The organism is Fictibacillus halophilus, from assembly GCF_042680145.1.
Taxonomy (GTDB): domain Bacteria; phylum Bacillota; class Bacilli; order Bacillales; family Fictibacillaceae; genus Fictibacillus; species Fictibacillus halophilus_A.
In genome coordinates this window covers 27,536-51,811 of sequence record NZ_JBHTNQ010000001.1, presented here as the reverse complement: position 1 = coordinate 51,811, position 24,276 = coordinate 27,536, and the positions used below count along the sequence as shown (strand labels likewise).

Annotated in this window: 28 protein-coding genes; 11 read left to right on the top strand and 17 right to left on the bottom strand. The window is 37.8% G+C overall.

All coding sequences use genetic code 11. The features are described from left to right. Positions 1–9: 9 nt before the first annotated feature. The gene (locus ACFQ4X_RS00340) at positions 10–588 is read left to right on the top strand and encodes a 5' nucleotidase, NT5C type (protein WP_379832600.1); all 579 of its coding nucleotides are present in this window, start codon (positions 10–12) and stop codon (positions 586–588) included. 137 nt (positions 589–725) lie between these two features. Beyond that, positions 726–1,094 carry an SET domain-containing protein gene (locus tag ACFQ4X_RS00335; protein ID WP_379832599.1) on the top strand — a complete coding sequence of 123 codons (369 nt, stop codon included), beginning with the start codon at positions 726–728 and terminating at the stop codon, positions 1,092–1,094. A gap of 283 nt (positions 1,095–1,377) precedes the next feature. On the opposite strand, the gene ACFQ4X_RS00330 is transcribed toward ACFQ4X_RS00335, so the two are convergent. Beyond that, positions 1,378–2,634: an ATP-binding protein gene (locus ACFQ4X_RS00330; protein WP_379832598.1), complete on the bottom strand. Its 1,257-nt coding sequence runs from the start codon at positions 2,632–2,634 to the stop codon at positions 1,378–1,380. Positions 2,635–2,769: 135 nt separating this feature from the next. On the opposite strand from ACFQ4X_RS00330, the gene ACFQ4X_RS00325 reads away from it, so the two are divergent. After that, positions 2,770–3,054: a hypothetical protein gene (locus tag ACFQ4X_RS00325; RefSeq protein WP_379832597.1), complete on the top strand. Its 285-nt coding sequence runs from the start codon at positions 2,770–2,772 to the stop codon at positions 3,052–3,054. 82 nt (positions 3,055–3,136) lie between these two features. Here the strand turns inward: ACFQ4X_RS00325 and ACFQ4X_RS00320 are convergent, their stop codons facing one another. Next, positions 3,137–3,961: an STAS domain-containing protein gene (locus ACFQ4X_RS00320; protein WP_379832596.1), complete on the bottom strand. Its 825-nt coding sequence runs from the start codon at positions 3,959–3,961 to the stop codon at positions 3,137–3,139. A gap of 261 nt (positions 3,962–4,222) precedes the next feature. Here ACFQ4X_RS00320 and ACFQ4X_RS00315 point away from each other — a divergent pair, with 261 nt between their 5' ends. Both ACFQ4X_RS00315 and ACFQ4X_RS00310 read left to right on the top strand, forming a co-directional pair. Continuing rightward, positions 4,223–4,531: a PadR family transcriptional regulator gene (locus ACFQ4X_RS00315; RefSeq protein WP_379832595.1), complete on the top strand. Its 309-nt coding sequence runs from the start codon at positions 4,223–4,225 to the stop codon at positions 4,529–4,531. 16 nt (positions 4,532–4,547) lie between these two features. Beyond that, positions 4,548–5,735 (top strand): chromate transporter, encoded by a 1,188-nt coding sequence (locus tag ACFQ4X_RS00310; protein ID WP_379832594.1) that lies wholly within the window; start codon positions 4,548–4,550, stop codon positions 5,733–5,735. Positions 5,736–5,950: 215 nt separating this feature from the next. Here ACFQ4X_RS00310 and ACFQ4X_RS00305 read toward each other — a convergent pair whose 3' ends face one another. The 4 genes from ACFQ4X_RS00305 to ACFQ4X_RS00290 all read right to left on the bottom strand — a co-directional run bounded on the left by ACFQ4X_RS00305 (position 5,951) and on the right by ACFQ4X_RS00290 (position 7,598). Beyond that, positions 5,951–6,082, bottom strand: coding sequence for a hypothetical protein (locus ACFQ4X_RS00305; RefSeq protein ID WP_379832593.1), 132 nt, complete (start codon positions 6,080–6,082; stop codon positions 5,951–5,953). Positions 6,083–6,110: 28 nt separating this feature from the next. Beyond that, positions 6,111–6,977, bottom strand: a complete 867-nt coding sequence (locus ACFQ4X_RS00300; RefSeq protein ID WP_379832592.1) for a permease — start codon at positions 6,975–6,977, stop codon at positions 6,111–6,113. A 19-nt stretch (positions 6,978–6,996) separates the two neighbouring features. After that, positions 6,997–7,164 carry a hypothetical protein gene (locus tag ACFQ4X_RS00295; protein WP_379832591.1) on the bottom strand — a complete coding sequence of 56 codons (168 nt, stop codon included), beginning with the start codon at positions 7,162–7,164 and terminating at the stop codon, positions 6,997–6,999. 98 nt (positions 7,165–7,262) lie between these two features. Next, positions 7,263–7,598, bottom strand: coding sequence for an ArsR/SmtB family transcription factor (locus ACFQ4X_RS00290; RefSeq protein ID WP_379832590.1), 336 nt, complete (start codon positions 7,596–7,598; stop codon positions 7,263–7,265). 201 nt (positions 7,599–7,799) lie between these two features. Between ACFQ4X_RS00290 and ACFQ4X_RS00285 the strand changes: the two genes are divergently transcribed. Continuing rightward, complete coding sequence (locus tag ACFQ4X_RS00285; RefSeq protein WP_379832589.1) at positions 7,800–8,360, top strand: YdhK family protein; 561 nt, start codon at positions 7,800–7,802, stop codon at positions 8,358–8,360. A 37-nt stretch (positions 8,361–8,397) separates the two neighbouring features. Here ACFQ4X_RS00285 and ACFQ4X_RS00280 read toward each other — a convergent pair whose 3' ends face one another. The 4 genes from ACFQ4X_RS00280 to ACFQ4X_RS00265 all read right to left on the bottom strand — a co-directional run bounded on the left by ACFQ4X_RS00280 (position 8,398) and on the right by ACFQ4X_RS00265 (position 11,806). After that, positions 8,398–9,468, bottom strand: coding sequence for a sensor histidine kinase (locus tag ACFQ4X_RS00280; protein ID WP_379832588.1), 1,071 nt, complete (start codon positions 9,466–9,468; stop codon positions 8,398–8,400). Beyond that, on the bottom strand, positions 9,461–10,159 hold the full coding sequence (locus tag ACFQ4X_RS00275) for a response regulator transcription factor (protein ID WP_379832587.1): 699 nt from the start codon (positions 10,157–10,159) through the stop codon (positions 9,461–9,463). The genes ACFQ4X_RS00280 and ACFQ4X_RS00275 overlap by 8 nt, the downstream gene beginning before the upstream one ends. 145 nt (positions 10,160–10,304) lie before the next feature. Beyond that, positions 10,305–11,591, bottom strand: a complete 1,287-nt coding sequence (locus tag ACFQ4X_RS00270; protein ID WP_379832586.1) for an MFS transporter — start codon at positions 11,589–11,591, stop codon at positions 10,305–10,307. 2 nt (positions 11,592–11,593) lie between these two features. Continuing rightward, entirely contained in the window at positions 11,594–11,806 is a 213-nt protein-coding gene (locus tag ACFQ4X_RS00265) for a hypothetical protein (RefSeq protein WP_379832585.1), read from the bottom strand. A gap of 119 nt (positions 11,807–11,925) precedes the next feature. Here ACFQ4X_RS00265 and ACFQ4X_RS00260 point away from each other — a divergent pair, with 119 nt between their 5' ends. Further along, on the top strand, positions 11,926–12,816 hold the full coding sequence (locus ACFQ4X_RS00260) for a LysR substrate-binding domain-containing protein (protein ID WP_379832584.1): 891 nt from the start codon (positions 11,926–11,928) through the stop codon (positions 12,814–12,816). Between the two features lie 239 nt (positions 12,817–13,055). On the opposite strand, the gene ACFQ4X_RS00255 is transcribed toward ACFQ4X_RS00260, so the two are convergent. The 7 genes from ACFQ4X_RS00255 to arsC all read right to left on the bottom strand — a co-directional run bounded on the left by ACFQ4X_RS00255 (position 13,056) and on the right by arsC (position 20,795). Next, the gene (locus ACFQ4X_RS00255; RefSeq protein WP_379832583.1) at positions 13,056–13,430 is read right to left on the bottom strand and encodes an enoyl-CoA hydratase; all 375 of its coding nucleotides are present in this window, start codon (positions 13,428–13,430) and stop codon (positions 13,056–13,058) included. Between the two features lie 78 nt (positions 13,431–13,508). Next, entirely contained in the window at positions 13,509–14,552 is a 1,044-nt protein-coding gene (locus ACFQ4X_RS00250) for a zinc-binding dehydrogenase (RefSeq protein WP_379832582.1), read from the bottom strand. 366 nt (positions 14,553–14,918) lie between these two features. Next, the gene (locus ACFQ4X_RS00245) at positions 14,919–15,866 is read right to left on the bottom strand and encodes a nucleoside hydrolase (protein WP_379832581.1); all 948 of its coding nucleotides are present in this window, start codon (positions 15,864–15,866) and stop codon (positions 14,919–14,921) included. Between the two features lie 187 nt (positions 15,867–16,053). Continuing rightward, positions 16,054–17,463, bottom strand: a complete 1,410-nt coding sequence (locus ACFQ4X_RS00240; protein ID WP_379832580.1) for a SpoVR family protein — start codon at positions 17,461–17,463, stop codon at positions 16,054–16,056. Positions 17,464–17,558: 95 nt separating this feature from the next. Further along, complete coding sequence (locus tag ACFQ4X_RS00235) at positions 17,559–18,797, bottom strand: MFS transporter (RefSeq protein ID WP_379832579.1); 1,239 nt, start codon at positions 18,795–18,797, stop codon at positions 17,559–17,561. A gap of 268 nt (positions 18,798–19,065) precedes the next feature. Beyond that, positions 19,066–20,301 (bottom strand): TolB family protein, encoded by a 1,236-nt coding sequence (locus tag ACFQ4X_RS00230; RefSeq protein WP_379832578.1) that lies wholly within the window; start codon positions 20,299–20,301, stop codon positions 19,066–19,068. A gap of 92 nt (positions 20,302–20,393) precedes the next feature. Beyond that, positions 20,394–20,795, bottom strand: a complete 402-nt coding sequence (gene arsC / locus ACFQ4X_RS00225; protein WP_066286431.1) for an arsenate reductase (thioredoxin) — start codon at positions 20,793–20,795, stop codon at positions 20,394–20,396. A 138-nt stretch (positions 20,796–20,933) separates the two neighbouring features. Here arsC and ACFQ4X_RS00220 point away from each other — a divergent pair, with 138 nt between their 5' ends. The 4 genes from ACFQ4X_RS00220 (at position 20,934) to ACFQ4X_RS00205 (ending at position 24,187) form a co-directional block, all read left to right on the top strand. Next, positions 20,934–21,254, top strand: coding sequence for an ArsR/SmtB family transcription factor (locus tag ACFQ4X_RS00220; protein WP_077363606.1), 321 nt, complete (start codon positions 20,934–20,936; stop codon positions 21,252–21,254). 38 nt (positions 21,255–21,292) lie between these two features. After that, positions 21,293–22,585 (top strand): arsenic transporter, encoded by a 1,293-nt coding sequence (locus ACFQ4X_RS00215; protein WP_379836978.1) that lies wholly within the window; start codon positions 21,293–21,295, stop codon positions 22,583–22,585. Positions 22,586–22,606: 21 nt separating this feature from the next. Then, positions 22,607–23,068: an ArsI/CadI family heavy metal resistance metalloenzyme gene (locus tag ACFQ4X_RS00210; RefSeq protein ID WP_379836976.1), complete on the top strand. Its 462-nt coding sequence runs from the start codon at positions 22,607–22,609 to the stop codon at positions 23,066–23,068. Between the two features lie 534 nt (positions 23,069–23,602). Next, entirely contained in the window at positions 23,603–24,187 is a 585-nt protein-coding gene (locus tag ACFQ4X_RS00205) for a YitT family protein (protein ID WP_379832577.1), read from the top strand. The last annotated feature ends 89 nt before the right edge of the window (positions 24,188–24,276 follow it).

The following is a 24,276-nucleotide window of genomic DNA, read 5'->3' as shown; positions in this document are numbered from 1 at the left end:
GTTTTGCCCATGCGATTAGGTTTTGATATTGACGATACTTTAATAGGTTTACGAGAACATGCTTTTCATATATATAATAAAAAGCTAAAACAAGATCTTCCCCTTGATGTTTTTCATACTATCAAAACGTTAGAAATACATGAGCCATTTGGGCTTTCAAAACAGGAAGGCAATCAGTTATGGATCGATTCCATGGAAGAAATCTACTTCAGTGATTGTCCTGCATATCCTGATGCAGTAGAAGTCCTACAAGAGCTTCATAAACAAGGCCATGAAATTTACTATATTACAGCAAGACCTGCAAAACATTGTGAAGAAACAAAAAAGTGGGTAGAAAAAGCTGGTTTCCCTGTGCAGGAAGGCAGATTCTTTTGTGGTATGAAGGATGAAGAAAAGATACATACCATCAAAGAGCTACATTTAGATTATTATTTTGACGACAAACCAAATGTATTAGAGACTCTTACAAATGAATCTGTACAGCTGTATGTCAGGGACCAATCCTATAATCAGCATATGGAATTTCCTCGATTAACGAATTGGTCTGAATTAAAAGATATTGTTAAAAAACATAATACTAGCAAATAGTGCGCATCTCTGCGCACTATTTTTTTTGTTCAAATATCTTGAATTAGTAGGCACGCGCACTTTCTTTATGTCCCTATCCTTCATATCTTATGATGACATGAATTTTTTTGATGCAGAAGAATGGTGGTGACTAGAAATTGATTGAAATTAAAAAATCTCGATTCGGCAGAGGAGTTTTTGCCGCACGCACTATTCAAAAAGGCGAATTGATTCATCAGGCACCTGTGATTGTATGCCCCGACGATCAATACAAAAAGCTAAAAAAAACTGCATTGCGGAACTATTATTTTAACTGGGGAGAAAATTATGATCATGTAGCTATCGCGCTCGGATATGGGTCATTATTTAACCATTCCTATTCTCCCAATGCAATGTTTGAAAATAATCTAAAAAAAGAAACCGTTGATTTCTTTGCACTCAAAAGAATTAAAGCTGGTGAAGAAATTTTTGTGAATTATAATGGCAATCCTGACGACAAAGGACCACTGTGGTTCGATGTTTGGTGAATTAATAGTAAAAAAAAGAAACAGCGCGCTGTAGAAGGAGGGCACTGAAAAAGTCCCTAAATAAAATGTTGAATGCGGGGATCTCCGCTCCAGGGTACATGCTTTCCGCGGGGCGGGCGGTGAGCCCCCTGCCGCTACGCGCCTTTAGGGGTCTCACCTGTCCCACTCGTCCCGCAGGAGTCAGTACCCTTCCGCTACAATCCTTACATGTTTGTATGCAAAAAAAGAAAAACCGGTGAAATTCAACCGGTTTTTCAGTACGCTCCTGCAGAAGCGTGCTATTTTACTTTTTATCCAGAGAATGTGCAGGGAATTGAAATGAAAAGGTTGTACCTTTTTTTAGTTCACTCGTAATATGTACTGTTCCGTTCATCGCTCTTATGACACTAAAAGCCACCATCATTCCAAGGCCAGTGCCTTTGGCGCCTTTTGTTGAGTAATATGGCTCTCCTAAACGATTAATTTGATCCTTTGTCATGCCTATACCCGTGTCTTTGATCTTTATGGTTATTTGTTTATTATCCTTATGTACTTCAATAAAAAGTTTTCCTCCATGAGGCATAGACTCTATCCCATTTTTTATTACATTTAACATGCATTGCCTGAATTTTTGCCTGTCGCCTGAAACATATGCCAAGGGTGAAAATTCTGCTGTAACGAGTACAGAGTGCTGATTTGCTGTAGGAATTAATATTGAAATAATCTGGCTAAGCTCATGCTGGACGTTTAATTCTTCCATAGAATCGATGGTAGGTTTGGAGAACGTTAAATAGTCTTGAATAACTTGTTCTGCAGAATCGAGACCTTCTCTTATTAAACTTAAGTATTCTTTCTGTTTATCAGGATGTATAGTTTCCTCTTCTAGCAGCTGAACAAATCCTTTTGATACAGTAAGAGGATTTCTGATCTCATGTGAAATCGCCGCTCCCATTTGTTCGACAGCTGCTAATTTTTCAGATTTAAACAACTGTTGTCTCATCATCAGATTCGATCTGACAAATTCAATAGTACTCGAAGTAATCAGTATCCCCAGCGGTGGAATAACCAGAAAAGCAAAGTAAGCATCAAAACGGTTCAAATCTATATTACTGATTTCCATCGTTGCGATTGTTGCTAAACTGGTAAATAAGGTTATACTTACCGAGATGATAATCCTCTGCTTTGGACTCTTCTTCCAAAACAATGGATATACACGCCACAATAGTATAGCGAGGGGTCCGTATATTAAGATATTTAAAAAGAAACCGGTGTCTACACCATGCAACCCTCTTAAAAATATGATTGCTAATGACAGAATAGGCCCGATCCCCATGTATAGGCCGCCTATTATCACAGGTACTTCTCTTAAATCAAAACGAGTTGTGTCCGTCAGTTCGTAGGCAAGCGCTATACATGCCCATATCGCCGCGATGCCGCAAACGATCGCAGCTCTTTGAGAAATTAAAGCGGGATCTTTTCTTTTTAAAGACCAGATGATACATATGAAAATAAAAATGAGTAATAGAGACAAGTTAAACAATAAATGCTGGGTAATCTCCAATCCATTCACCATCCATTAGACCTATTACTGAAAATATTACATTTAGTTCCAAAGAATGACAATAGAATTATTTATTAATACTTTTACTTTCAAAAAATATTTTTAAAATGTTTTATATAATCGGAGGCTAAAAAGATGATGCTTTTCTTATTGCTTTGTTTGATCGCAGCAGGACTCTTAATTGAAGTCATACAAAAACGAGTTTTAAAAATAAATGATCCTGACATACAAGAACTTTGGGCAGAATTAGAAAAAGCAAAATGGTATGGAGAGCTAATCAGTGACCCCGAGTTAAAAGAATGGGTATTACTTGATAAACAAAACGGATTATTAAAAGACCCTTATTATGTCCGCAAAATAATAGAAAGCGAAGGACACAGGGAAGGATTTATCAACTATATAAAAAATAAAGCAAAGTAAAACGGCAAAATATATATAGAAAAACAAAAAATAAACCAGCATGCCATGGCATGCTGGTTTTCACCTTTAAACAAATGTTTAATTAAGAATACGATCTAATGCTTTCAATCGCCTGTTTCACGTTAGCGAAAGTTTTTATAGAAGTAAAGTCAATCCCCTCTGAAACAGCACTTATCGCCAGTTCCGGACGAAGACCTGTTACTAGTACATCAATTCCTAACAAACCAAGCACTCTATATACATTAAAGATATTAGCAGCCACTTCGGTATCAATAGCAACGATTCCAGAGAAATCTATGATAAGCCGCTCAATATTCATTTCAGGAATTTTTGGCAGTACGCCATTCATTAGATGCTCTGTTCTGTCAGTATCAATCGACCCGATTAATGGCAAAACAGCAAGTCCATCCTGAATAGGTACGATAGGTGTAGACAATTCCCTAAGTTCTTTTTTTGCATTTAATAGAAGCTCCTCAGAACGTCTTTCAAATGCAAGAACCGTCTCGTTTATGCTGACATCGAGCATGTGGTGAACACGTTTAAGTATTAGCACTACGTCTTTTGTGCCCAATCCATGCTCCAAACTAATATCCATAATAAAATCTGCAAATACCATCCGAGTGTCGGGGTAACGAATCAGGATATCAGAGATTCTATTATGTTTAGCAGCTGTCTTCTTACCGTTTTCTCTGCTCCATTCAACAAGTTTATCTGGGACAGACCCTTCTTTACAGTCAATAGATTCACTTAAAAATTCCAGAAATTCAGCATACACCTTTTTTGCTTGTAAGATATCGTTTGGAGGAACTTGAAAACCAAACTTATTAATAATATCATCAACGATTTTATTAGCTAGAAGGTCAGCGTTTTCTTTTAGGTAATTGGCAACCGTTAATGTCGCTTCCACTGCTTTCACTCTCCGCATCTATATTATTTTTAATATATCTGTTTCTTTTATTGTACCATTAAAAAACCATAAACTGCCTAAACTGTGAAAATAATAAAAGGTTTATAGTAGTACGCTCAATGGAACCCTGTTCTTTTTCTTTATGAAAAAATTATTAATATAATGTAAATCTTATAGGTATTCAGTTGAAATTTGAAAGAAGGCATGTTATCTTGTTTTCGAAAGTCGATATTGAGTTTCGGAATTAAGGATGGTGACGCAATGGAAGAAAAGGTATTAAGAAAACTTTTCCTTGGGTTTATACAAATACACATCTTGCACCACGCAAAAGAACATCCCATTTATGGAGTATGGATGTTAGAGGAACTTAAAGAGCATGGCTACAATATAAGTACCGGCACTCTCTATCCCATCCTGCACAACATGGAATCAGACGGCCTTTTAAAAAAAGAAGAAAAAAATGTAGAAGGTAAAATTAGAAAATACTACACTTCTACTGAAAAAGGAAATCTAGTGCTAGTTGAAGCAAGAAAAAAAGCTTATGAACTATTCAAAGAAATAAAGGATTAGCTGAGGTGAAAGAGCATTGAAGCATGAACAAAATCGTTTCAAAACATTATTAGAAATACTCCTGATCTCTACCAGGCTTGGCTTAACTTCCTTTGGCGGGCCCATTGCACACTTGGGTTACTTTCACGAAGAATATGTAAGAAAAAGAAAGTGGATAGATGAAAAAAGCTATGCAGATCTTGTTGCACTGTGCCAGTTTTTGCCCGGACCAGCGAGCAGCCAAGTAGGTATAGGAATTGGCGTTATGCGCGGAGGCGTTTTGGGAGGCGTTATTTCCTTTATCGGGTTTACACTGCCTTCGGTTATCGCGCTTATTCTATTTGCACTCGTTTTGGAAGGACTGAATGTTGGCGACCTCAGCTGGATACATGGATTAAAAATTGTTGCTGTCGCAGTTGTTGCACATGCCATTCTAGGCATGGCTGAAAAATTAACTCCTGATTTAAAACGAAAGACCATCGCATTGTTAGCTTTAGTAGTTACACTTCTCTGGCAAACGGCTTTTTCACAAGTTGGAGTCATTCTTGTTGCTGGAATTATTGGTTTTATCTTGTACCGACATCAAGCAGATAGTGAAGATACAGAATTTAAATTTCCTGTCTCACGCACATTCGCAGTGATTTGTTTAACACTATTCTTTGGTTTACTTATTCTTTTACCAATAATAAGAGAAGCAACATCAATCAGTTGGATTGCACTCTTTGACAGCTTTTACCGCTCAGGTTCCTTAGTATTTGGCGGTGGACATGTTGTCTTGCCTTTATTGGAGCGTGAATTTGTTCCTACAGATTGGATCAGTGAAGAAGCATTTTTAGCTGGATACGGTGCTGCCCAAGCTGTACCTGGACCTTTATTTACCTTTGCAGCATATATCGGAGCAATTATGAATGGATGGCAAGGAGGATTATTAGCAACTTTCGCCATTTTCCTTCCAGCTTTTCTTTTGATTTTGGGAACACTTCCTTTCTGGAATATGCTGCGTCGAAACCCAAAAATTAAAGGAGCATTAATGGGTGTGAATGCAGCTGTTGTGGGGATCCTAATTTCAGCATTTTATAACCCAATTTGGACGAGTACGATCATCAAACCAATTGATTTCGCTTTAGCTGCAGTACTCTTTAGCATGCTGGTTTATTGGAAGCTTCCACCATGGGTTATTGTTGTAACAGGTGCCATTGGCGGATTGTTGATGTCCTCATTATAAAGATCGGAAATACCCAAACAATATTGCTTGGGTATTTTTTTGATTTATTTTTGCTGCTCTAGGACATTATTTGATGAAATTCTTTTTTTGTACGGCTGAGGAGAAAAATGGAGATTGAATTGGATCGGATTATCTGATGGTCAATCTATATAAAAGATGAAACCCTCACTAATCTGTGAGGGTTTTGAAATATCATTGAGTGAACTTTCACTTTCTTAAACACAGCACTTATTATCTTTCTTATCATTATCACAGCAAGACTCTTCCCCGCTCTTAACCTCTTTAATCTCAATGCTGCAACATTCATTTTCCTTTTTATCGCCTAAAAGTATTTTGATAAAGCTCATCCTCTTCACCTCCTTTCAATAAAGCAACTTAAACAAGATAGAATATGAAACCCGAGACTGTAGACATAGTGATAACTGAGGCTACAAATGTAATGACTAGCTCCTTTTTAAAAATAGATTTTAATAACACTATTTCTGGCAAACTAGCACCGGCAGAACTAATCATGAGTGCCATAACCGGTCCCAATGCCATCCCTTTTGCAATGAGTACCTGAGAGATTGGAATCATGCTGGAAAGCCTGATGTATAATGGAATTCCTATTATTGCAGCGATTGGAACCACCCACCAATTGTCACTTCCAAATGTCTCGGCAATCCAGTTCGTTGGCACTAAACCATGAATCATAGCGCCTATTGCTGCACCTAATATGAGATAAGGATAAACGCTCTTCATCAACCCAAGCGTCTCACGCAGTGCGGCTCTCACGTCAAACTTTTTTGATTCTTCTTTATATCCTGTCATTACGACATTTTTCACTGATTTCTCAAATCCGAAAGCTTCTAATGCGAAACCGATTATCACAGAAAAAACAGCCGTAATAATGGTGTAGATTATCGTAACTTTCCAGCCTAGAATAACCCCCATTATCGTAATGATGGTTGGATCAAGTACCGGAGAGGAGAACAAGAAAACCATTACAATCGAGAAAGGCATCTTCTTTTTTAGCATGTTCACGACAACAGGAATCGTGGAACATGAACAAAACGGAGTAATAAAGGCAAAAATCAAAGCAAAAACTGCAGCTAAACCTTTGTTCTTACCACCCAAAAACTTCTCCACTTTTTCGTATGGAATATAAGACTGAAGAAGGTTGATAACAAATGAGATAACCACGAATAATACGGTAAGTTCTAAAGCAATGCTTAAAAAACTTTTAAAGGTTTCCATCCACATGATTTTCTTCTCCTTTCAATCAAGCACAGCACACTTGGTTATTTTGAATGGCTGCCTTTCTTGTAAATAAATTTCTAAAAGATGTTTTTTTCTTTTCTCCTGTTTGGAGTTTCCAATGCTCCGTGCTTACTTTTTCTAATTCTTTCCGCTGATTTTGCAAGATGTTTTCAAGAAAATAATGGTTCATAAAAGTATCCTCCTCTTATATCAAAAAAATTTGTTTTATTCATCAAAAAAAATTGATGTTTTGTCTAAAAATGAAATACTACAAATTGTAGTACTCATTTAACAACAAGATGGCAAGAACACACAACACAACTGATCTGATAAAAGATCTTTAAGTTCCTTAATGTTCAAAGAATAATAGTTCCAGGTCCCTCTTTTTTCTTTTTGAATTAAGTCAGCTTCTAATAAAATCTTTAAGTGATACGATAGCTTCGATTGTGGCATATCAATCATCGGTGTCAGATCACAAACACATACACTTTCTTTAAGCGCTAAAATATTTATGATTTGCAGCCTCTGCTGATCGGCTAATGCCTTAAATTTTTGTTCGAACTTTTCAAAGTCAAGATTTGTTGCAGGATTCATGTTGTTTAGTAAAGGTATTTCTTTTTTCATTTTAATCACTCCTAACATCAAAAAAATTTGATGTAATTTTATTATATCCTTTATTTTCTAAATTGCAACTATTAAATCAAAATAAATTGATTTTATTACCCTTCACAACTTCTTCATAACTTACTTTTATAATGATTTAGCATCGGAGTTTTTTAACTCTTGTTTTTAATGGGCATTCTACTAACAGAAGGAGGAATAAAAATGAAGCTAAAGAACAATCTATTCTCAACATTGCTGCTTGCTTTCTCCCTTATTCTCGCGGCTTGTGGCAACGACGAAAAAGAAAATCAAAAAGAAGAAACACACGAAGGAATGGAACATGGCAATATGGATCATTCAGGTTCTGGTGAAGTTCCAAAAGGTTTAAAAGAAGCTAAAGATCCTGCTTTTCCAGTTGATAGCCAGGCAATCATTAAAGCTGATCACATGAAAGGTATGGATGGGGCTGAAGCTACGATTGTTGGAGCTTTTGATACTACTGTTTATACGGTATCTTACACACCAACAACTGGCGGTAAAAAAATAACTGATCACAAATGGGTTATTCATGAGGAGCTTAAAAATCCAGGAGATCAACCGTTAAAGGAAGGAACAGAAGTTACACTTAACGCCGACCATATGAAAGGTATGAAAGGTGCTAAGGCTACTATAGATTCTGCAGAACAAACGACAGTTTATATGGTTAATTACACACCAACAACTGGCGGAGAAAAAGTTACAAACCATAAATGGGTAACAGAAAGCGAATTATCCGCTGAATAATAAGTGCAAAAAAAGTCTCCAACGCTGGAGACTTTTTTTATTTAGAAAAATTAATATGGACTTCAGTACCTTTACCAAGTTCACTTTCAATCCAGATTTGGCCGTCATGAGCTTCTATTATTCTTTTAACAATGGTTAAACCAATTCCGCTTCCGCCAAATTCTCTATTTCTTGACTTCTCGCTTCTATAAAAACGTTCAAACACTTGTTCAACTTCATTATTTGGGATTCCTTTTCCTGTATCCTTTACAGTAATATGAACATGATCAAATTCTTCTGTAGCTAAAACTGTTACGTATCCATCTGCAGGAGTGTAGGTTAATGCATTGCTTAAAAGATTGATAAACACCTGCGTCATACGCTTTGCATCCAGCCTTAATTCAATGGGAGCGTTAGAACTACTTTCAAGTCTGACACCTTTCTGTACATATGAAGCTGATATTGCTTCGATACTTTTGCCGATAATTTTATTTAAGTCCTCTTTCTTAAGCTCAAGGACAGATTGCGGAGATTCCATTTCGGTAAGGTGTTCGAGATCTTGTACTAATAGTATCAGCCGTTCTATTTCTTCTTTAAGCGAGTGAATTCTCTCTTGCGTTGGATGAAAAACACCGTCTTCAAAGGCTTCAAGATGACTTTTGATGGTCGCTAGAGGCGTTCGTAATTCATGTGCGATATCTGAAGTCATATTCTTTCTTGCTGTTTCTTGTTGATGAAGCTGTGAGGCTAACTGATTAAGAGAGACGCCCAGATCATTTAATTCATCGTTGCCTAATGTTTCAGTTCTTACCCCAAGGTCTCCCTTAGCCATTTTTTCTGCCGCATTCCTCATTTGAATAAGTGGAGTGGATAAGCTTTTGGCAACAAAATAACTAATGATGGTGACTAAGAGGACTGCTCCAATTGATGTCCAAAGTATAGAACTTAACAAGGCCTTTTCAAAATGATGCGTTAGTGGACTTATACTATTGAAGTCTGGTACATCTTCTTTAAACATACTCAAATGATAATGCACCTCAAGCATGATAATGATACTTGCAATGATAAGAATTGATGAAGCAGCAAACACAAAACTAATCGCTAATCTTGCATGCAGTCCTCTAAACATGAGAACTCCCTCCTGTAAATTTATACCCCATCGCAAAAACGGTAACGATATACTTTGGTGCCTTTGGGTTGCTTTCAATCTTTTGACGCAGGTTCTTCACATGCTGATCGATTGTTCGTGTGCCGCCTTCATAATCAAACCCTAGAATCTTTTCAATCAGTTCATCTCTAGAGAAAATACGGTTTGGATGTCTTGCAAAAGTAATCAGCAATTTATATTCATTTGGAGTAAGGTTTACTAGCTGTCCCTTTACATACACCTCTTGTTTGTTAGCTGCTATCGTAAGTTCACCATCGTTATATGTAATCTGTTCAGCTAATAATTCCCCATCCCCTGAACGTCGTAAAATCGTTTTCACTCTCAAAACAAACTCACGGGGACTAAACGGTTTTACCATATAATCATCAGCACCTATAGATAATCCTTTAATTCGATCTTCCTCATTTACTTTTGCAGTCAGCATAAGGATCGGAACGCTAAATTGTCTCCGTATCGTTTGGCAGATCTCTTCTCCACTCATATCCGGCAGCATTAAATCAAGGACGACAAGATCTACAGTCTTAGTAGAAATATAGTGAAGAGCATCCTTTCCGTTAGACGCTTCCAGAGTCAAGTATCCATCTTTTCTTAAATAAGAAGAGACCACTTCCATTAATTTTGGTTCATCATCAACAATTAAAATGGTTTTCATTTAACGTCTCCTCCAGCTTGATATATCTGTATTATAACTGAGCATAACAAAAAGCACGCATTTAAGCGTGCTTCTCAGAATGCAGATTTAAACACTTGTTTAAGTTTATCCGCCTAAAGTTTTTTTACAGACAGTCCCCTTCTTATTACAATCCTCTTTGCTTGATAATTTTTTTGCTGCTTCCTCGAAAATAAACCACAACTGGAATCAGCATTAAGGACAATACTCCCCCAGCAAATGATAATGCTGCATAACTGGAGTAAGCTACAATCATTCCAGACATAGCTCCTCCAGTTGCCCCCGCCAATGCTATTAATACATCAATCGTTCCTTGAGTTTGAGCCCGGGTTGAAGACTCTGTAGAATCCACTAATATAGTGGTGCCGCTAATTAATCCGAAATTCCAGCCTACTCCAAGTAAAGAAAGAGCAATAATTAGAAGAAACATAGAATCACCTGGGGCAATCGCTGCTATCACTCCTGCAAAAAGCAATGTGATTCCTGAAGCAATAACCATCGCAGTTCGGCCAATTTTATCACAAAGGACACCTGTCACGAGTGAAGGCAGATACATCGAGCCGATATGAACACCAATGACTAGACCAATTTCGCTAAGACCGTGTCCATGATGTTTCATGTGAACAGGAGTCATTGTCATTATAGCAATCATCACAAGCTGTGTAAGAATCATGACAGCTGCACCGATTACAATGCCCCTTTTATCGTTGAACTGTTTACTATTAGTTATAGATACTTTATTAATTTGCTTATTTTTACTAGATTCCAACATTTTTACGATTAAAAAAGGATCTGGACGGAGCATAAGAAAAATAATAAGACCAGCTATTATAAATGCCGTTCCCGATAAGATGAAAGGTCCTGCAAGGGCTGGAACACCAATAGATGAAGCAAAACCCCCCATCACACCAACTAAGTTTGGACCTGCAAAAGCACCAACTGTTGTTGAAACTAAAATAATACTAATCGCTGTCGCACGCTGGTTTTGATTTGCCAAATCAGTACCTGCATAACGAGCTTGTAAATTTGTAGCTGTACCCGCACCGTATATAAAAAGAGAAACAAATAATAGTAAAAGGCTGTTTGTTATAGCCGAAATAACAACACCTAACGCTCCCAGCCCTCCCGCCAAAAATCCAATCGTTAACCCTGTTCGACGTCCATACCGTTGAGAAAGACGTCCCACAATAAACGCAGCTGCTGCTGAGCCTATTGTAAAAAGGGCAGCAGGCAAACCTGAAAATGCATCTGTCCCCATCATTTGCTGTGCAAGAAGTGCACCTACAGTAATTCCAGCAGCGAGTCCAGCCCCACCAAAAATTTGCGAAATGCTTACAACGAGCAATGTTCTTTTATATATCTGCTTTAAATTGCTATTTCTCTGATCTAATGTTTCTATTTTTTCATTTAGCATACTTATACATCCCCTGCCTTAATGCCAGCAATCTTAACAACGTCTTTCGCAAGTGCTATATGCTCTTCTTTTACTTTTAGAAGGATGCAGGATGAAGATATTTCAAGTTTAAAGGGAATTCCCCATGTACTTAATAATTGTTGAACCTTAAATGACTCACCAGAACTTATCGTTAAATGGACTAAATATATTGGGTTTCTTTTAAACCAAGACATAAGATCCTCTCCCGAATAAGTTACCTTTCTTCCATTCTATTCTTAATTGAAATATAATAAAAATGCATATTTGTAATACCCACTATACGGTTTCGTTATGGAGAAGGAGAAGATAATCCATGGATTTTTATCAGCTTAAAACGTTTTATCATGTTGCCAAGCAAAAAAGTTTTACACGCGCTGCAAATGAACTCTCTATTAGTCAACCAGCTGTTTCAAGACAAATAGAATCAATGGAACAGAAGTTTGGATTAACTCTTTTCCATCGTGTAGGAAGGGAGATTAAACTGACCGATTCTGGATTGGTTTTGTTCGAAATGGCAGAAAAAATTCTCTCTTTAGTAGGCAAAACGGAGTCTGTTATGGAAGGAATGAAAAATCTAGAAAGTGGATCAATCGTGGTTGGAGCTAGTACTACAATCGGGAACTACTTGATGGCTCCGATTGTCATCAACTTTATGAAAAAATATCCTGGTGTAAGCATTAAATTAGAAATCCAGCCAACGGATGAAATTCTAATTAAAGTTAAAAATAATTTAATTGATATAGCTATAATTCCTGAAGTACCTGTAATTACATCGGTAATTAACGAGATTCTGCTGCAGGATGAGATTGTCTTGATCGCAAAAAAGAACCACCACCTTACTAAGAAGAAAAATTTAAAACTTGAAGACATAATGAATGAGAAGTTCGTAATAAGAGGGCAAGATTCAAATACACGTAAAACTATTGAAAAGCACCTTAAACAACATGAGGTTCATCTTCAAAAGTATATTGAACTAGACTCAACTGAAGCGATCAAACAAGCCGTTTTAACTGGAGAATACATCAGTTTCGTTTCTAAAAGAACGATTCAAATGGAAACAAAGTTTGGAGAGATTCAAGTATTAGAAGGAAAAGACTTAAGAGCCCTTAGAAACTTTCATATCGTCCGGCATAAGGAGACTTTCCCCAGCCCTGCAGTAGATGCATTTATTAGATTTATTAATCATGACTCCTGTGTTATTTAAACTTCTAAAGCAGGAACAAAGTTTGCATAGCTTTTTCATGGGTAGCATTGATTTTTCTCATTCTAAGAAGTTAAAAAAGCACGCCAGCAGCATGCTTTCCCTATTACTTTATAGAGAACCCTTCCGTTCACTCACATACTATTTAGCTGATTACGAACTTCCTCCCACTGCTTATCAACAATCTTGTTATTCATGCATTCGATTTTTAAATATAGTTTGTAGGATCGTTTAAGGAGACTTTATAGGATCACTCCTGAAAAATCTCCACTTAACACTGCCTTCTCATTTTGATTTTTGCATAAAAAGGAGGCAGTAATTTGTGTTCTATTATCCTGCTTTTCGAACTTTTCAATTGTTACTGCACAATTTATTGTATCACCAGTAAATACTGGTCTTAAAAACTCAAAATTCATTGTACGAGCTAGTACGTTGCTATCGCCTCCTATTTTTGTTGGTAAGGTAGCGGTTAGTAGTCCTTGTATTACAAGTCTACCCTGTTTATCAGGAGTCATATGATGAGATCCTTCATCACCTGAAACCTTAGTAAACACTTCAACATCTTCTGCTGTGAAAGTTCGTACAAATGTTATAATATCTCCAACTTTTAAGGACAATTTAACCTCCCCCATCAATTATATGTGACATGTCTTCAAATGCTGTTGTGCCGTATAAACTCTTAAAGGGTTTATTTATCATTGTTCTTCAGGTAATAAAATAATTTTACCTAGTTTCCCAGCATTTTTAAAATAGGTTTGAGCTTCTCTTGCTTTTTCTAGAGGGAAAGTCCGTTCGATAACTGGCTTAATTTTCCCTTCTGAAATAGCCTCAAGCATTTGTTTGAATTCTGATCTTGTACCTAAAACTGATCCAAATAAGGTGATGTGTTTTAAGTACAAAGTACGAAAATCCAGATTTGTTTTCTGACCGCCAGCAGATCCAGAGATGCAAAATTTTCCACCTGGCTTCAATACTTGAAGAGAGGTTGAAAACAAAGCATCACCTACCACATCTAATACTGAATCGATTGGTCCACCATTTACTTCTAATATTTCATCGGCAAGGTGATTAGACTTATAGGACAGTACATGTGCAGCTCCTAATTCTTTCATTCTTTTCTCTAAAGCTAAATCTCCAACAATTGCAATAACCTTCGCACCAAATACTTTGGAAGCAATTTGAACATTTAAAGACCCAACGCCACCATTAGCACCTGTAACCATAATGGTTTCATTAGGAGCAGCTTCAATTTGCTCTACCATATGCCAAGCAGTCAAACCACTTACCGAGAAAACAGCACTTTCTATGTAGTCAGGAAGAGGCATATGATAGCAAAGGTCTGCTGGCCATACAACATATTCGGCATAACCACCATCATATTCCGAACCAATAAAGGACATATCTTCTGAGATATGCTCAGAACCTTCCTCACCACTTGATGTAAACGGAAAAAGAACGACATCCTTCCCTATCATGCTTTCGTTTATTTGGCTTCCTGCTTTTACAACACAACCTGTGATATCTGACCCAGGAACCCTTGGAAATTGTACACCTTCTGGTTTCCAGCCTGATTTCGAATCTGTGCCATAGGCTCCTTCCCTCATCCAAATTTCCGTATTATTAATGGCACAAGCCTTTATCTTAATAAGGACTTCATTGCTCTTAGGCTCTGGGATTGGTTTTTCTACTAGTTCTAATTTTTCAACATCTCCGTACCCAGTCACTTGAACAGCTCTCATATAGACACCATCTTTCTAGTTCTTTATGAACAATTGTCTGATAGTGTACTCAAAACTTGCCTAATTAACCACACATATGCTCGCTTACTAACCTGTTACAACAAAAAGCACTCTTACATGGAAGAGCTTTTTAAACACCTGTTTAATTTTAAATGTTCTTCCGATGAACTATCTTACTATCAAACGTGAACAGGACAGGCTTCTACTCAATCTTTGTCTCAATGTGTACAGGACCCATAAGTGATTTCTTCTCCTAAGGATCTCAGATTTAATCCATTTAATTTATCCTTAAGGAATCTAATTAAAAGAGCTACATTAGAATATTCAACTAATACACATATATTATGTTTTAATCGAAAATAACACTTACCTCCTAGTTAAGAGGGTATCCATAATGCTTTGTTTAAAGGCTTCATAATTAAAAGAAAAAGCGACACTATGCGTTCTATACTCTGGGTTTGTTGTAAAGCGAAAGTCAGCAATGCTTTGACCAAAACCTTCCCCTCTGTCGGGTATAACTTTTATTGGCACTCTCGAAACGTTCACAAATTCTGGATACAACATGAACCATATCGTCATAAAATCATGCATAGGACTTCCTTTAATACCTGGGTTTGATTTAGAGTAAAAATTATAATAATAGTCCAACATTGGTTTGATCATGAGTCCTGCGGGATCCTGAGTATTCTGATGGAATCTATCAATCGTTTGAACCATTTCGGGAGTAACGAGTGCGTTTTGTGTAATGTTTAATGGAATAATCGTCAAATTTCTAGCATGAAGCAAGACTAGATTTGCTGCATAGGGGTCAGAGTAAAAATTGGCTTCTGCTACGGCTGTTACATTCCCTGGATAGAAGAACGCTCCTCCCATGCAAATATACTCCTTTACTTTCTTCATCTTTTCTAAATTAAGAATAAATGTAGTTGCTAACGAAGATAATCTTCCAAGGTTGATGATTGTGAGTTCCTCTATATTTGCATCTATTATCTGATAAATATCATTAATTGGGAAAACTGGGTAAGGAATATCTGGAGGAATGATTGGACCTAAGCCGGCTTCTCCATGTACTTCTGGAAAAAACTGAACCGATATGCCAGTTAGTGGAACAGATGCACCGAGAAATACAGGGATTTTTTCTTGTCCCATAATGTACTTTATATAATTAATATTTCTAATGGCATTTGTTCTCGATACATTTCCATAGTCAGCAACGATTCCCAATATTTTTACGTCTTTTCGAAAAAAGGCATAAATAAGAGCAAAAGCATCATCAATTCCCAAATCTGTAAAAAGAAGAATCTTTTTGGGCATACATATTCCCCCTTATCTGAAAATGTATGACACAAGTTATAATTAAAAGAACAATAATCATGAAAACAATGTGATATCAGAATTTTTAACTCAGCTATATTTAATACGAACTTGTTTGACCAAGGAAATTACAAAAAGCACGCCAACAGCGTGCTTTTAACTTTATTTTTTAAACACTTGTTTAATTTTACAGGTACTTCCGATGCACGGTCTTCCCATCAAACGTGAAAAGAACAGGCTTCTGCTCAATCTTCGTTTCCATATGAACTGGACGTCCCCATAGATGATGGAGGTGCGGCAGTACTTTCTCCAGATACTTCACATCGAGTTCCATATCTTCATAGCTATGATTGAGGTATAGCTCCCCGTTCTTCATATAATCTGCGTCATTGACTGTAATATATGGAAAACCGCCGTTTACTCTCATACTCACGAGCTGATCGCGAACTTCTTCCCACTGCTTGTCGACGATCTTGTATTCCTTGCCTTGCTTTTGGAATAGGTACATGTCTTCCCTTTGTGCTAGATCTTTAGTTAAGTAGTTTCGAATGAACGACATGTCGGATTCCAGTTCACGGACCTCGAACATTTTCTCTCGCCCTGATCCTGGTTTCACGCCTTGCCTGATCAGCTCTTCATCTGGGTTGTTGTAGCGTTCTTCGATATCTTTAAATACTTGAAGTCCTAAGTAATACGGATTGATTGATGTTTTCGAAGGCTGAACGACCCCCGCGTTAAGTTTCGCGAACTCAATTGTCTCATGAGAGGTTAAGTCCATCTCTTGCAGGATCTTGGCGTGCCAATAGGATGCCCAGCCTTCGTTCATGATTTTTGTTTCGAGCTGCGGCCAGAAATAAAGCATTTCCTCTCGCATCATTGATAAGATATCCCGCTGCCATTCTTCGAGTTCACGGCTGTATTGCTCAATAAACAGAAGAATATCTTTCTCTGGCTGAGGCGGAAAAGATTTTTTCTTTTTTAATGCAGGCTTAGGGCCTTTTTTATCATCGATTTTCCATAAGTCATCGTAAGGTGTTTCTTTTTTAGATATTATTTCATCATCTTCACCAAACACATAGTTTAGTTTATTCCTAACGATTGACGGGTCAATGTGTTCTTGGATCGCCAGCACTGCATCCAAGAACTGCTCAACTTCTTTTTTTCCATATAGATGTTCGTACTGAGCCACTCGTTCTGCCGTAGCTGTCATGCACTCTACCATGTCCCTTCTTGTGTTTGAAAAGCGGACATTGTTCTTAAAGAAGTCACAATGAGCAAGAACATGAGCAATGATGAGCTTATTTTGTATCAATGAGTTTGTATCTAGCAAAAATGCATAACATGGGTCTGAATTGATAACTAGCTCATAGATTTTGCTCAATCCTAAATCGTATTGAAGCTTCATTTTGTGGAACTGTTTTCCGAAGCTCCAGTGCGAGAAACGAGTAGGCATTCCGTACGCACCAAATGTATAAATAATATCTGCCGGACATATCTCATACCGCATAGGGTAAAAATCGAGGCCAAAGTGATCTGCAATCTCAGTAATTTCAGCAATTGCTTTTTCAAGCTCTTTATTTTGCAATTCCCAGTTCATGTTTTCCCCCTCCTGCTTTTTCCTTACTTTTAACTGTATGAAAGAAAACGGACATTCATGAGAAAACAAGAGTTAAAATCGGACGTGTTTTAAAATTAAGCTTTTCGAACTGCCGGCAATAAATAAAACAGAAATGTACTTGCAGTAACGATCCCGCCAATTGTAATAGTAAAAGTTGAGCTGGTAGATGAAGCCAAATAACCTGAAATCATAGCTGAGGCTGGCAGCAATAACCATGTCATCCATCGGCTTGTGGCCTGAACTCTGCCTAATAATTGATCAGGAGTGTACGTCTGACGAATTGTTCGAATACACGGGTTGATCATACAAGCAGCTAATACACCAATTGCATTCGTTAACGCTACTTCAATAAAAGTTTCAGAGTATGCGAGTCCAATAATGGAAAGTCCACCGGTTAGATGTGCGATCATTAGGATCGTCTGAAATCTGATAATCCGGCTCATTCTATTTGTTACCAGAGCTCCAGCAATCGCCATCAAACCGCCTAAGGAGAGTATAATCCCAATCTCAGCAGGCTTAAAAACGAGAACTTCTTTTAGGTGGAAAATAAGTAACGTTAAAAACATCGTTGTTCCAAAAGTCGATATCATGAGCGCCAAGTTTGTATACCAAATGATCTTCGTATTAAACACATGTTTAAATCCTTCTTTGAGCTCTGAAGCAAATGCGTGAAAAAATGTATGCAATTTATAGCGGGTTACCTTATTTTCGTGTTCAATATGTATTTTAGTGATCATCCAAAAAGTTAAAAAGAATGATATTGCGTTTAAGAAGAGACCTGCGCCTGGAGCAGTCATTGAAACTAGCAGTCCTCCTAGTGCCGGACCAATAACAATTGCTGTTTGAAATAATCCTTCATCCCATGCGTTCGCTTCATGAAGCCTTTCTTTATGCACGAGGTGAGGCAGAAAAGCAAACCCAGCTGCATTATGAAGCTGCGTCATCCAACCCATGAATAATGCACCCGCTGCAATATGCCAAAATTCAAGGGTATCGGTTTGATAGAGCACAGCAAGCAGCAGCAATAAAAATCCTCTGGAGAGATCACTGAAATAAAGTATTCTTTTCCGGTTATATGTATCTGCTATCCATCCTGCTATTGGCTGAAAAAAAACCGGAATCCTTTCCACAGCAGCTATGATCCCCATAGAAACCGCCGAACCTGTAAGCTGAAGTACAATCAGCGGAAGTACGAGAAGATAAACTTGATCGCCTAAAAACGAGATAAATTTACTTCCAAGCAAATTCATTACTTTAACATTCTTATATAACGGCTGTGTTTCTTGATGTAAATTTTTACGTAAAGGCTGCATTCTATTAAATCCCCTTTCTCTCTGCTTAATAAAATTACTTATTAAGCAGAGAGAATCCTTTAGAAAAAAATAAATTGTTGGGGACTGTCCCCCAACAATTTATTTCCCTTCGTCGTTTCAGTATCATGAGCTAATAAAATACTCCAAAAGGACCAGGTTTTGTTTACGATTTACTATTAGTCCTTCGTATATCTAGTTTCATCAACATTTATTTCCCAGCCTGATATTAAAAGAAGAAGCATCCCCACAAAAGGAAATGCTTCTCTCACTACTTACCTTGATATACATCCAGCACGCTTGGCCATCCGTAATATTCCTCAGTAGGTTTTGCTAATTTATCGATCCAAACAGTCTCTTTCGTTCCCAGGTCGATCTTTTTCATCACTTTTGATTGATTAGAGATTGCAAAAGTTCTTACCCAAATAATCGCTTCATCAGGTAATGTTTTCGGATATTCGTCTGCAGCTCCCTTCTCGGGCTGAGTTAGCCTTTTAGCACTTTTTGTAGTTGTATCAACTAAGGCTAGGAATGGCTTTGATCGTTTTTCTTCAGGAACTTCCCATCCCCACTCAATCTGCCTGCTTACAACAATTTCACGGTCACTTCTCCATGTGAAATCTCCATCAGCATAACCTTGGAAACCAAGATCCACTTCTTTCCCACTTCGCGTGTCCCAAAGGGTTAATCGTTTATTTTCAGAAACGAGTCTCCCAATTCCCTTAATAAAAGCTAATCTTTCAGTTTCTGGAGACCAATGAAACCAATTCGGGTTATTTAACATATTTGCGATCATTTTAGTGGTTGATCCTTTCCTCGACACAATCATTAATGTATTGCTGTCAGCTGACATTGATGCAGTCGGGCAGGCAATAAAAGCAAAAACGCTATTTTTCATGCCCCACTTGAATGTTGTTGTGCCGATTGCAAAAAAGGATTCACTCATTTCTGGCAATGTCGTGATCTTCTTTACTTTTTTCAAATCGCCTTTTGCATCTGCAGGGACTGTAAATATCTGAACGGCGGTCCATCCATCAGGCTCCAAATTAGAAGATGATGAAACAACAAACCCTTTACTATCAGGAGTCCAGCTATAATTTCCTGCACCAAGGGTTACATTTTGAAAAGATGTCGCTGGCTTTGAAACATCTATTACATTTAGAATGCTGCCACTTTTCCAAGCAAGCATTTGATTAGCCGGTGACCATCTTGGCATCTCAACTTCACCAGTAAACACATTTCTTTTTAAACGAGTCACACGGTTGTACACCCATAACTCTTTTGCTTCACCCTCACCAGACATGTAACTGATATACATGCCATCACTAGAGAATTTAGGGTGTGACAGCTTAGTGCCTTCAACCAACCTTCTTTCCACATCCCCATCTTTTAGCCAAAGGCCATCTTTACGAATAAAAGCAGCTTTTCCCTCAGCCGCTTCGGAATGGTTCGGATAATTCATAATTATAATCAACATGCTAATCAGCAGAATGGTTAATCGTTTCAAATCATTCACCTCATTACTAAGATGAACTAAATGAGAGAATTCATACAAGAAAAGCTCAGAAACCATCGGCTTCTGAGCTTTGTCTGCTACAATTATTCTCCTGTTTCAGCAAAACGTTTGATACGTGCTGCGATTTCGTCACGTACACGCTGGAATTCGCTCCACTCTTTCCCTGCAGGGTCATCAAATCCCCAGTGTTCACGCTTTTTATGAGGTGGTGTTGCTGGACATACGTCATTGGCATGTCCACAAAGTGTTACAACTAAATCAGCTTTTTCTAAGATATCTTTATCAATTACATCAGAAGTCTGATTTGTAATATCGATATCTACTTCTTTCATCGCTTTAACTGCATTCGGGTTTACACCGTGCGCTTCAATTCCAGCAGAATATACGTCATATTTATCACTAAGATAGTGGTGTCCGAATCCTTCAGCCATCTGTGAACGGCAAGAGTTTCCTGTGCAAAGGAAATAGATGATTGGTTTCGCCATGTTAAAAACCTCCTAAGATTAAAGAACTTTCTTTCGTGACCATCATAATATAAGTATATCCTTATATCAATATCTATTTATATATTCTTTGACATTCTATATAAACATATGGTTATATACTAATGAGGTGAAATCGATATGGAATTGGATCAGTTAACGGAATGTTACAAAGCAATGGCAGATAAAACACGTTTGAATATTTTAGCTTTACTCCGTCACGAAGAATTATGTGTATGTGAGCTAGTTGAAATATTAAAGATGACACAACCTAGTATTTCACAGCATTTAAGAAAATTAAAGCAAGCCAAATTAGTTAAAGAGCGACGAAACAGTCAATGGATCTTTTACTCCATAGACGGTGAGATCTATCCTTTTATAAAAGCAAACTTAGATGCACTGCCTGACATGTCAGAGAAAATTGAACAACTTAAAGCTTCTGGCGGTAAGGTTTGCTGCTAACTTAGAAACTCACAATTGGGGGAATTGATATGGACAGCATGGCGATTACGGCCTTCGCTGTATTTTTAGTTACGATTATTTTTGTTATCTGGCAGCCTAGAGGTCTTTCAATCGGATGGTCTGCTACAATCGGTGCTGCTATTGCACTCCTTCTAAAAGTCGTAAGTCCTGCAGACGTTTGGACCGTAACCGGTATCGTCTGGAACGCAACTTTAGCTTTTGTTGCGATCATTCTCATATCGATCATTTTGGACGAAATCGGCTTTTTTGAATGGTCTGCCCTTCATATGGCAAGACTTGCTGGCGGCAACGGCAAGAAGATGTTTACATATGTCATCCTTCTTGGAGCTGCTGTTTCCGCATTCTTTGCTAACGATGGTGCAGCATTAATCCTGACACCAATCGTACTCGCTCAAGTCCGGGCACTTAATTTCAAAGAATCAATGGTTCTTCCTTTTATTATGGCAAGCGGATTTATTGCAGATACGACTTCCTTGCCGCTAGTCGTTTCAAACTTAGTAAACATTGTTTCGGCTGATTTTTTCAACATCGGATTCGTCGAGTACGCAACCCGGATGATTATACCGAACTTCTTTTCTTTAATAGCGAGCATGCTTGTTCTGCTTATCTTCTTCGGTAAAGATATCCCTGAAACGTATGATCTTTCTCAATTAAAAAAACCGAAAGAAGCTATTCGTGATCAGAAGCTTTTCAAGCTATCATGGATTATCCTTGCTGTTCTTTTAGCAGGATATTTAACAAGTGAATTTATCGGAATTCCTGTATCATTTATTGCAGGAGCTGCAGCACTCATCTTTATCTTAGCTGCTCGTAAAAGTCCAGCTATCGAAACGAAAAAAGTAGTTAAAGACGCACCTTGGACGGTTGTCGTATTTTCAATCGGTATGTATGTAGTTGTTTACGGTCTTCGTAATGCAGGACTTACTGATATGCTCGGAAACGTAATTCAAGTTGTCGCAGACCAAGGATTGTTTGCCGCTACGATCGGTATGGGCTTTATTGCAGCGGTTCTTTCATCGGTAATGAATAACATGCCGACTGTAATGATTGACGCTTTAGCTATTCAAGGCACAGAAACTTCTGGTGTCATCCGTGAAGCATTAATTTACGCAAACGTTATCGGTTCAGACCTCGGACCAAAGATTACGCCTATTGGGTCATTAGCAACCCTTTTATGGCTGCACGTTTTATCTAAAAAGGGTGTAAAAATCACGTGGGGCTATTACTTTAAAATTGGTATCCTACTAACGGTCCCAACATTGTTTATTACTTTAACCGGCCTATATCTATGGCTGCTGCTATTATCATAAAAAAGGAGAGTGCAAATCATGATTCAGCGTATGCATGTTGCTGTTAACTGTTCAAATTTAGAGAAATCACTTGAGTTTTATAAAAACTTTTTCGGGCAAGAACCAGCAAAAGTAAAAGAAAACTATGCAAAATTCGAGCTTGATGAACCAGGACTTCACTTTTCCCTGAATGTACGCCCCTTTGAAAAAGAAGGCGTGCTGAACCACTTAGGTTTTCAAGTAAATAACACAGAAGACGTACTCGCTATGGGCGAACGTCTTCGTAGTGCAGGTCTGCTATTAATTGACGAGATGAACACGACTTGCTGCTATGCTGTTCAAGATAAAGTATGGGTCTATGACCCGGACGGCAACGCATGGGAGATCTTCTACACAAAAGAAGACTCTGAGTTTGAATCTGCTGGAGATGCACGCGACTTGTCGCTCTGCTGTGCTCCACCGCAAAAACCGCAAACGATTCAATTAGGATTCACAAAAAAATAAGATTATTACATGGGGCTGACTCAAAGGTAAAAAAGTACCTTTTTGATGTCAGCTTTTTATTTTGAGGATGTTTTCAAAGATGAAAGTATCCTTTTTTCTTCATGGGATATTTTCCGCATTAAAAATCCGCTTTTAAGTATTTTTTGAGCCTGTATTTATAAAAAAAGAGAAGAATGCTTTCTTAAAAGTAAGCTCCTCTCTTTATTTGTATCCAATATGGTGCCGTTCTGGTCACAGAAACTGCTCTACCTGTATACCACATAGGTATTATTAGTCGTAAGGTAAGTTGAATCCGTGAAAAGTGGTGCTTAATCCACGAAATTTCGGTCTTAATCCACAAATTCCTACCGTTTATCCACGAGTTTTACGCTTATATCCACGAGTCTACACTCGTCGACAGATTTCGCCCCCCTCTCATGCCATGTAACAAAGCCAATTTCTTATTGGTTTAGTAAAGATATAGCCAGCTGAAATGACTATTCTTGGACAATCCTGCATATTATTTACTAATCACAATAGACAGGGATGATTGCCATGATGAAACGTACTGTAGCAATCTTTTTGGGCAGCGTGCTGCTCGGTATAGGAATTAATGGATTTATTGTCCCTTTTCATTTACTGGATGGCGGGATGATCGGGATCAGTCTACTCGTAAAATATGTATGGGGCTATAAAGTTGGTTTAACTTTGATATTATTAAGCATTCCTATTTATCTTTTAGCATGGAAGCTCGAACGCCGCTATTTTATTAACAGCATTCATGGTCTCTTAGTTTCTTCCTTAATTATTGATCTTTTGACCCCATTAAGAGGTATGTTTACTGTTTCAATCATTGAAAGCTCTGTAATTGGCGGTTTGTTTATTGGAACAGGTATCGGCTGGATGCTGAGACACGAAACAAGTACAGGCGGAACTGATCTGCTGGCACTTTTTGTATCACGCTGGCTTTCGATCAATGTCGGCATGGTCATTTTTTTGATCGATGCAGCTGTTATATTAGCAGGACTTTATGTGATGGGAGAAGGGATTTTATTTTATTCCCTCGTTACGATTCTTTCTGTAGGATTTGCAACGATGACAATGACAATAATACAGTCTATACAATTTTATAAGACATAAAGAGAGAGCCCCTGACAGGCTCTTTTCTAAAAGATTGTTGCTATTAAATATTTTGTTACCTTTCTTCATTGACAAGTTGATTGGAGTGC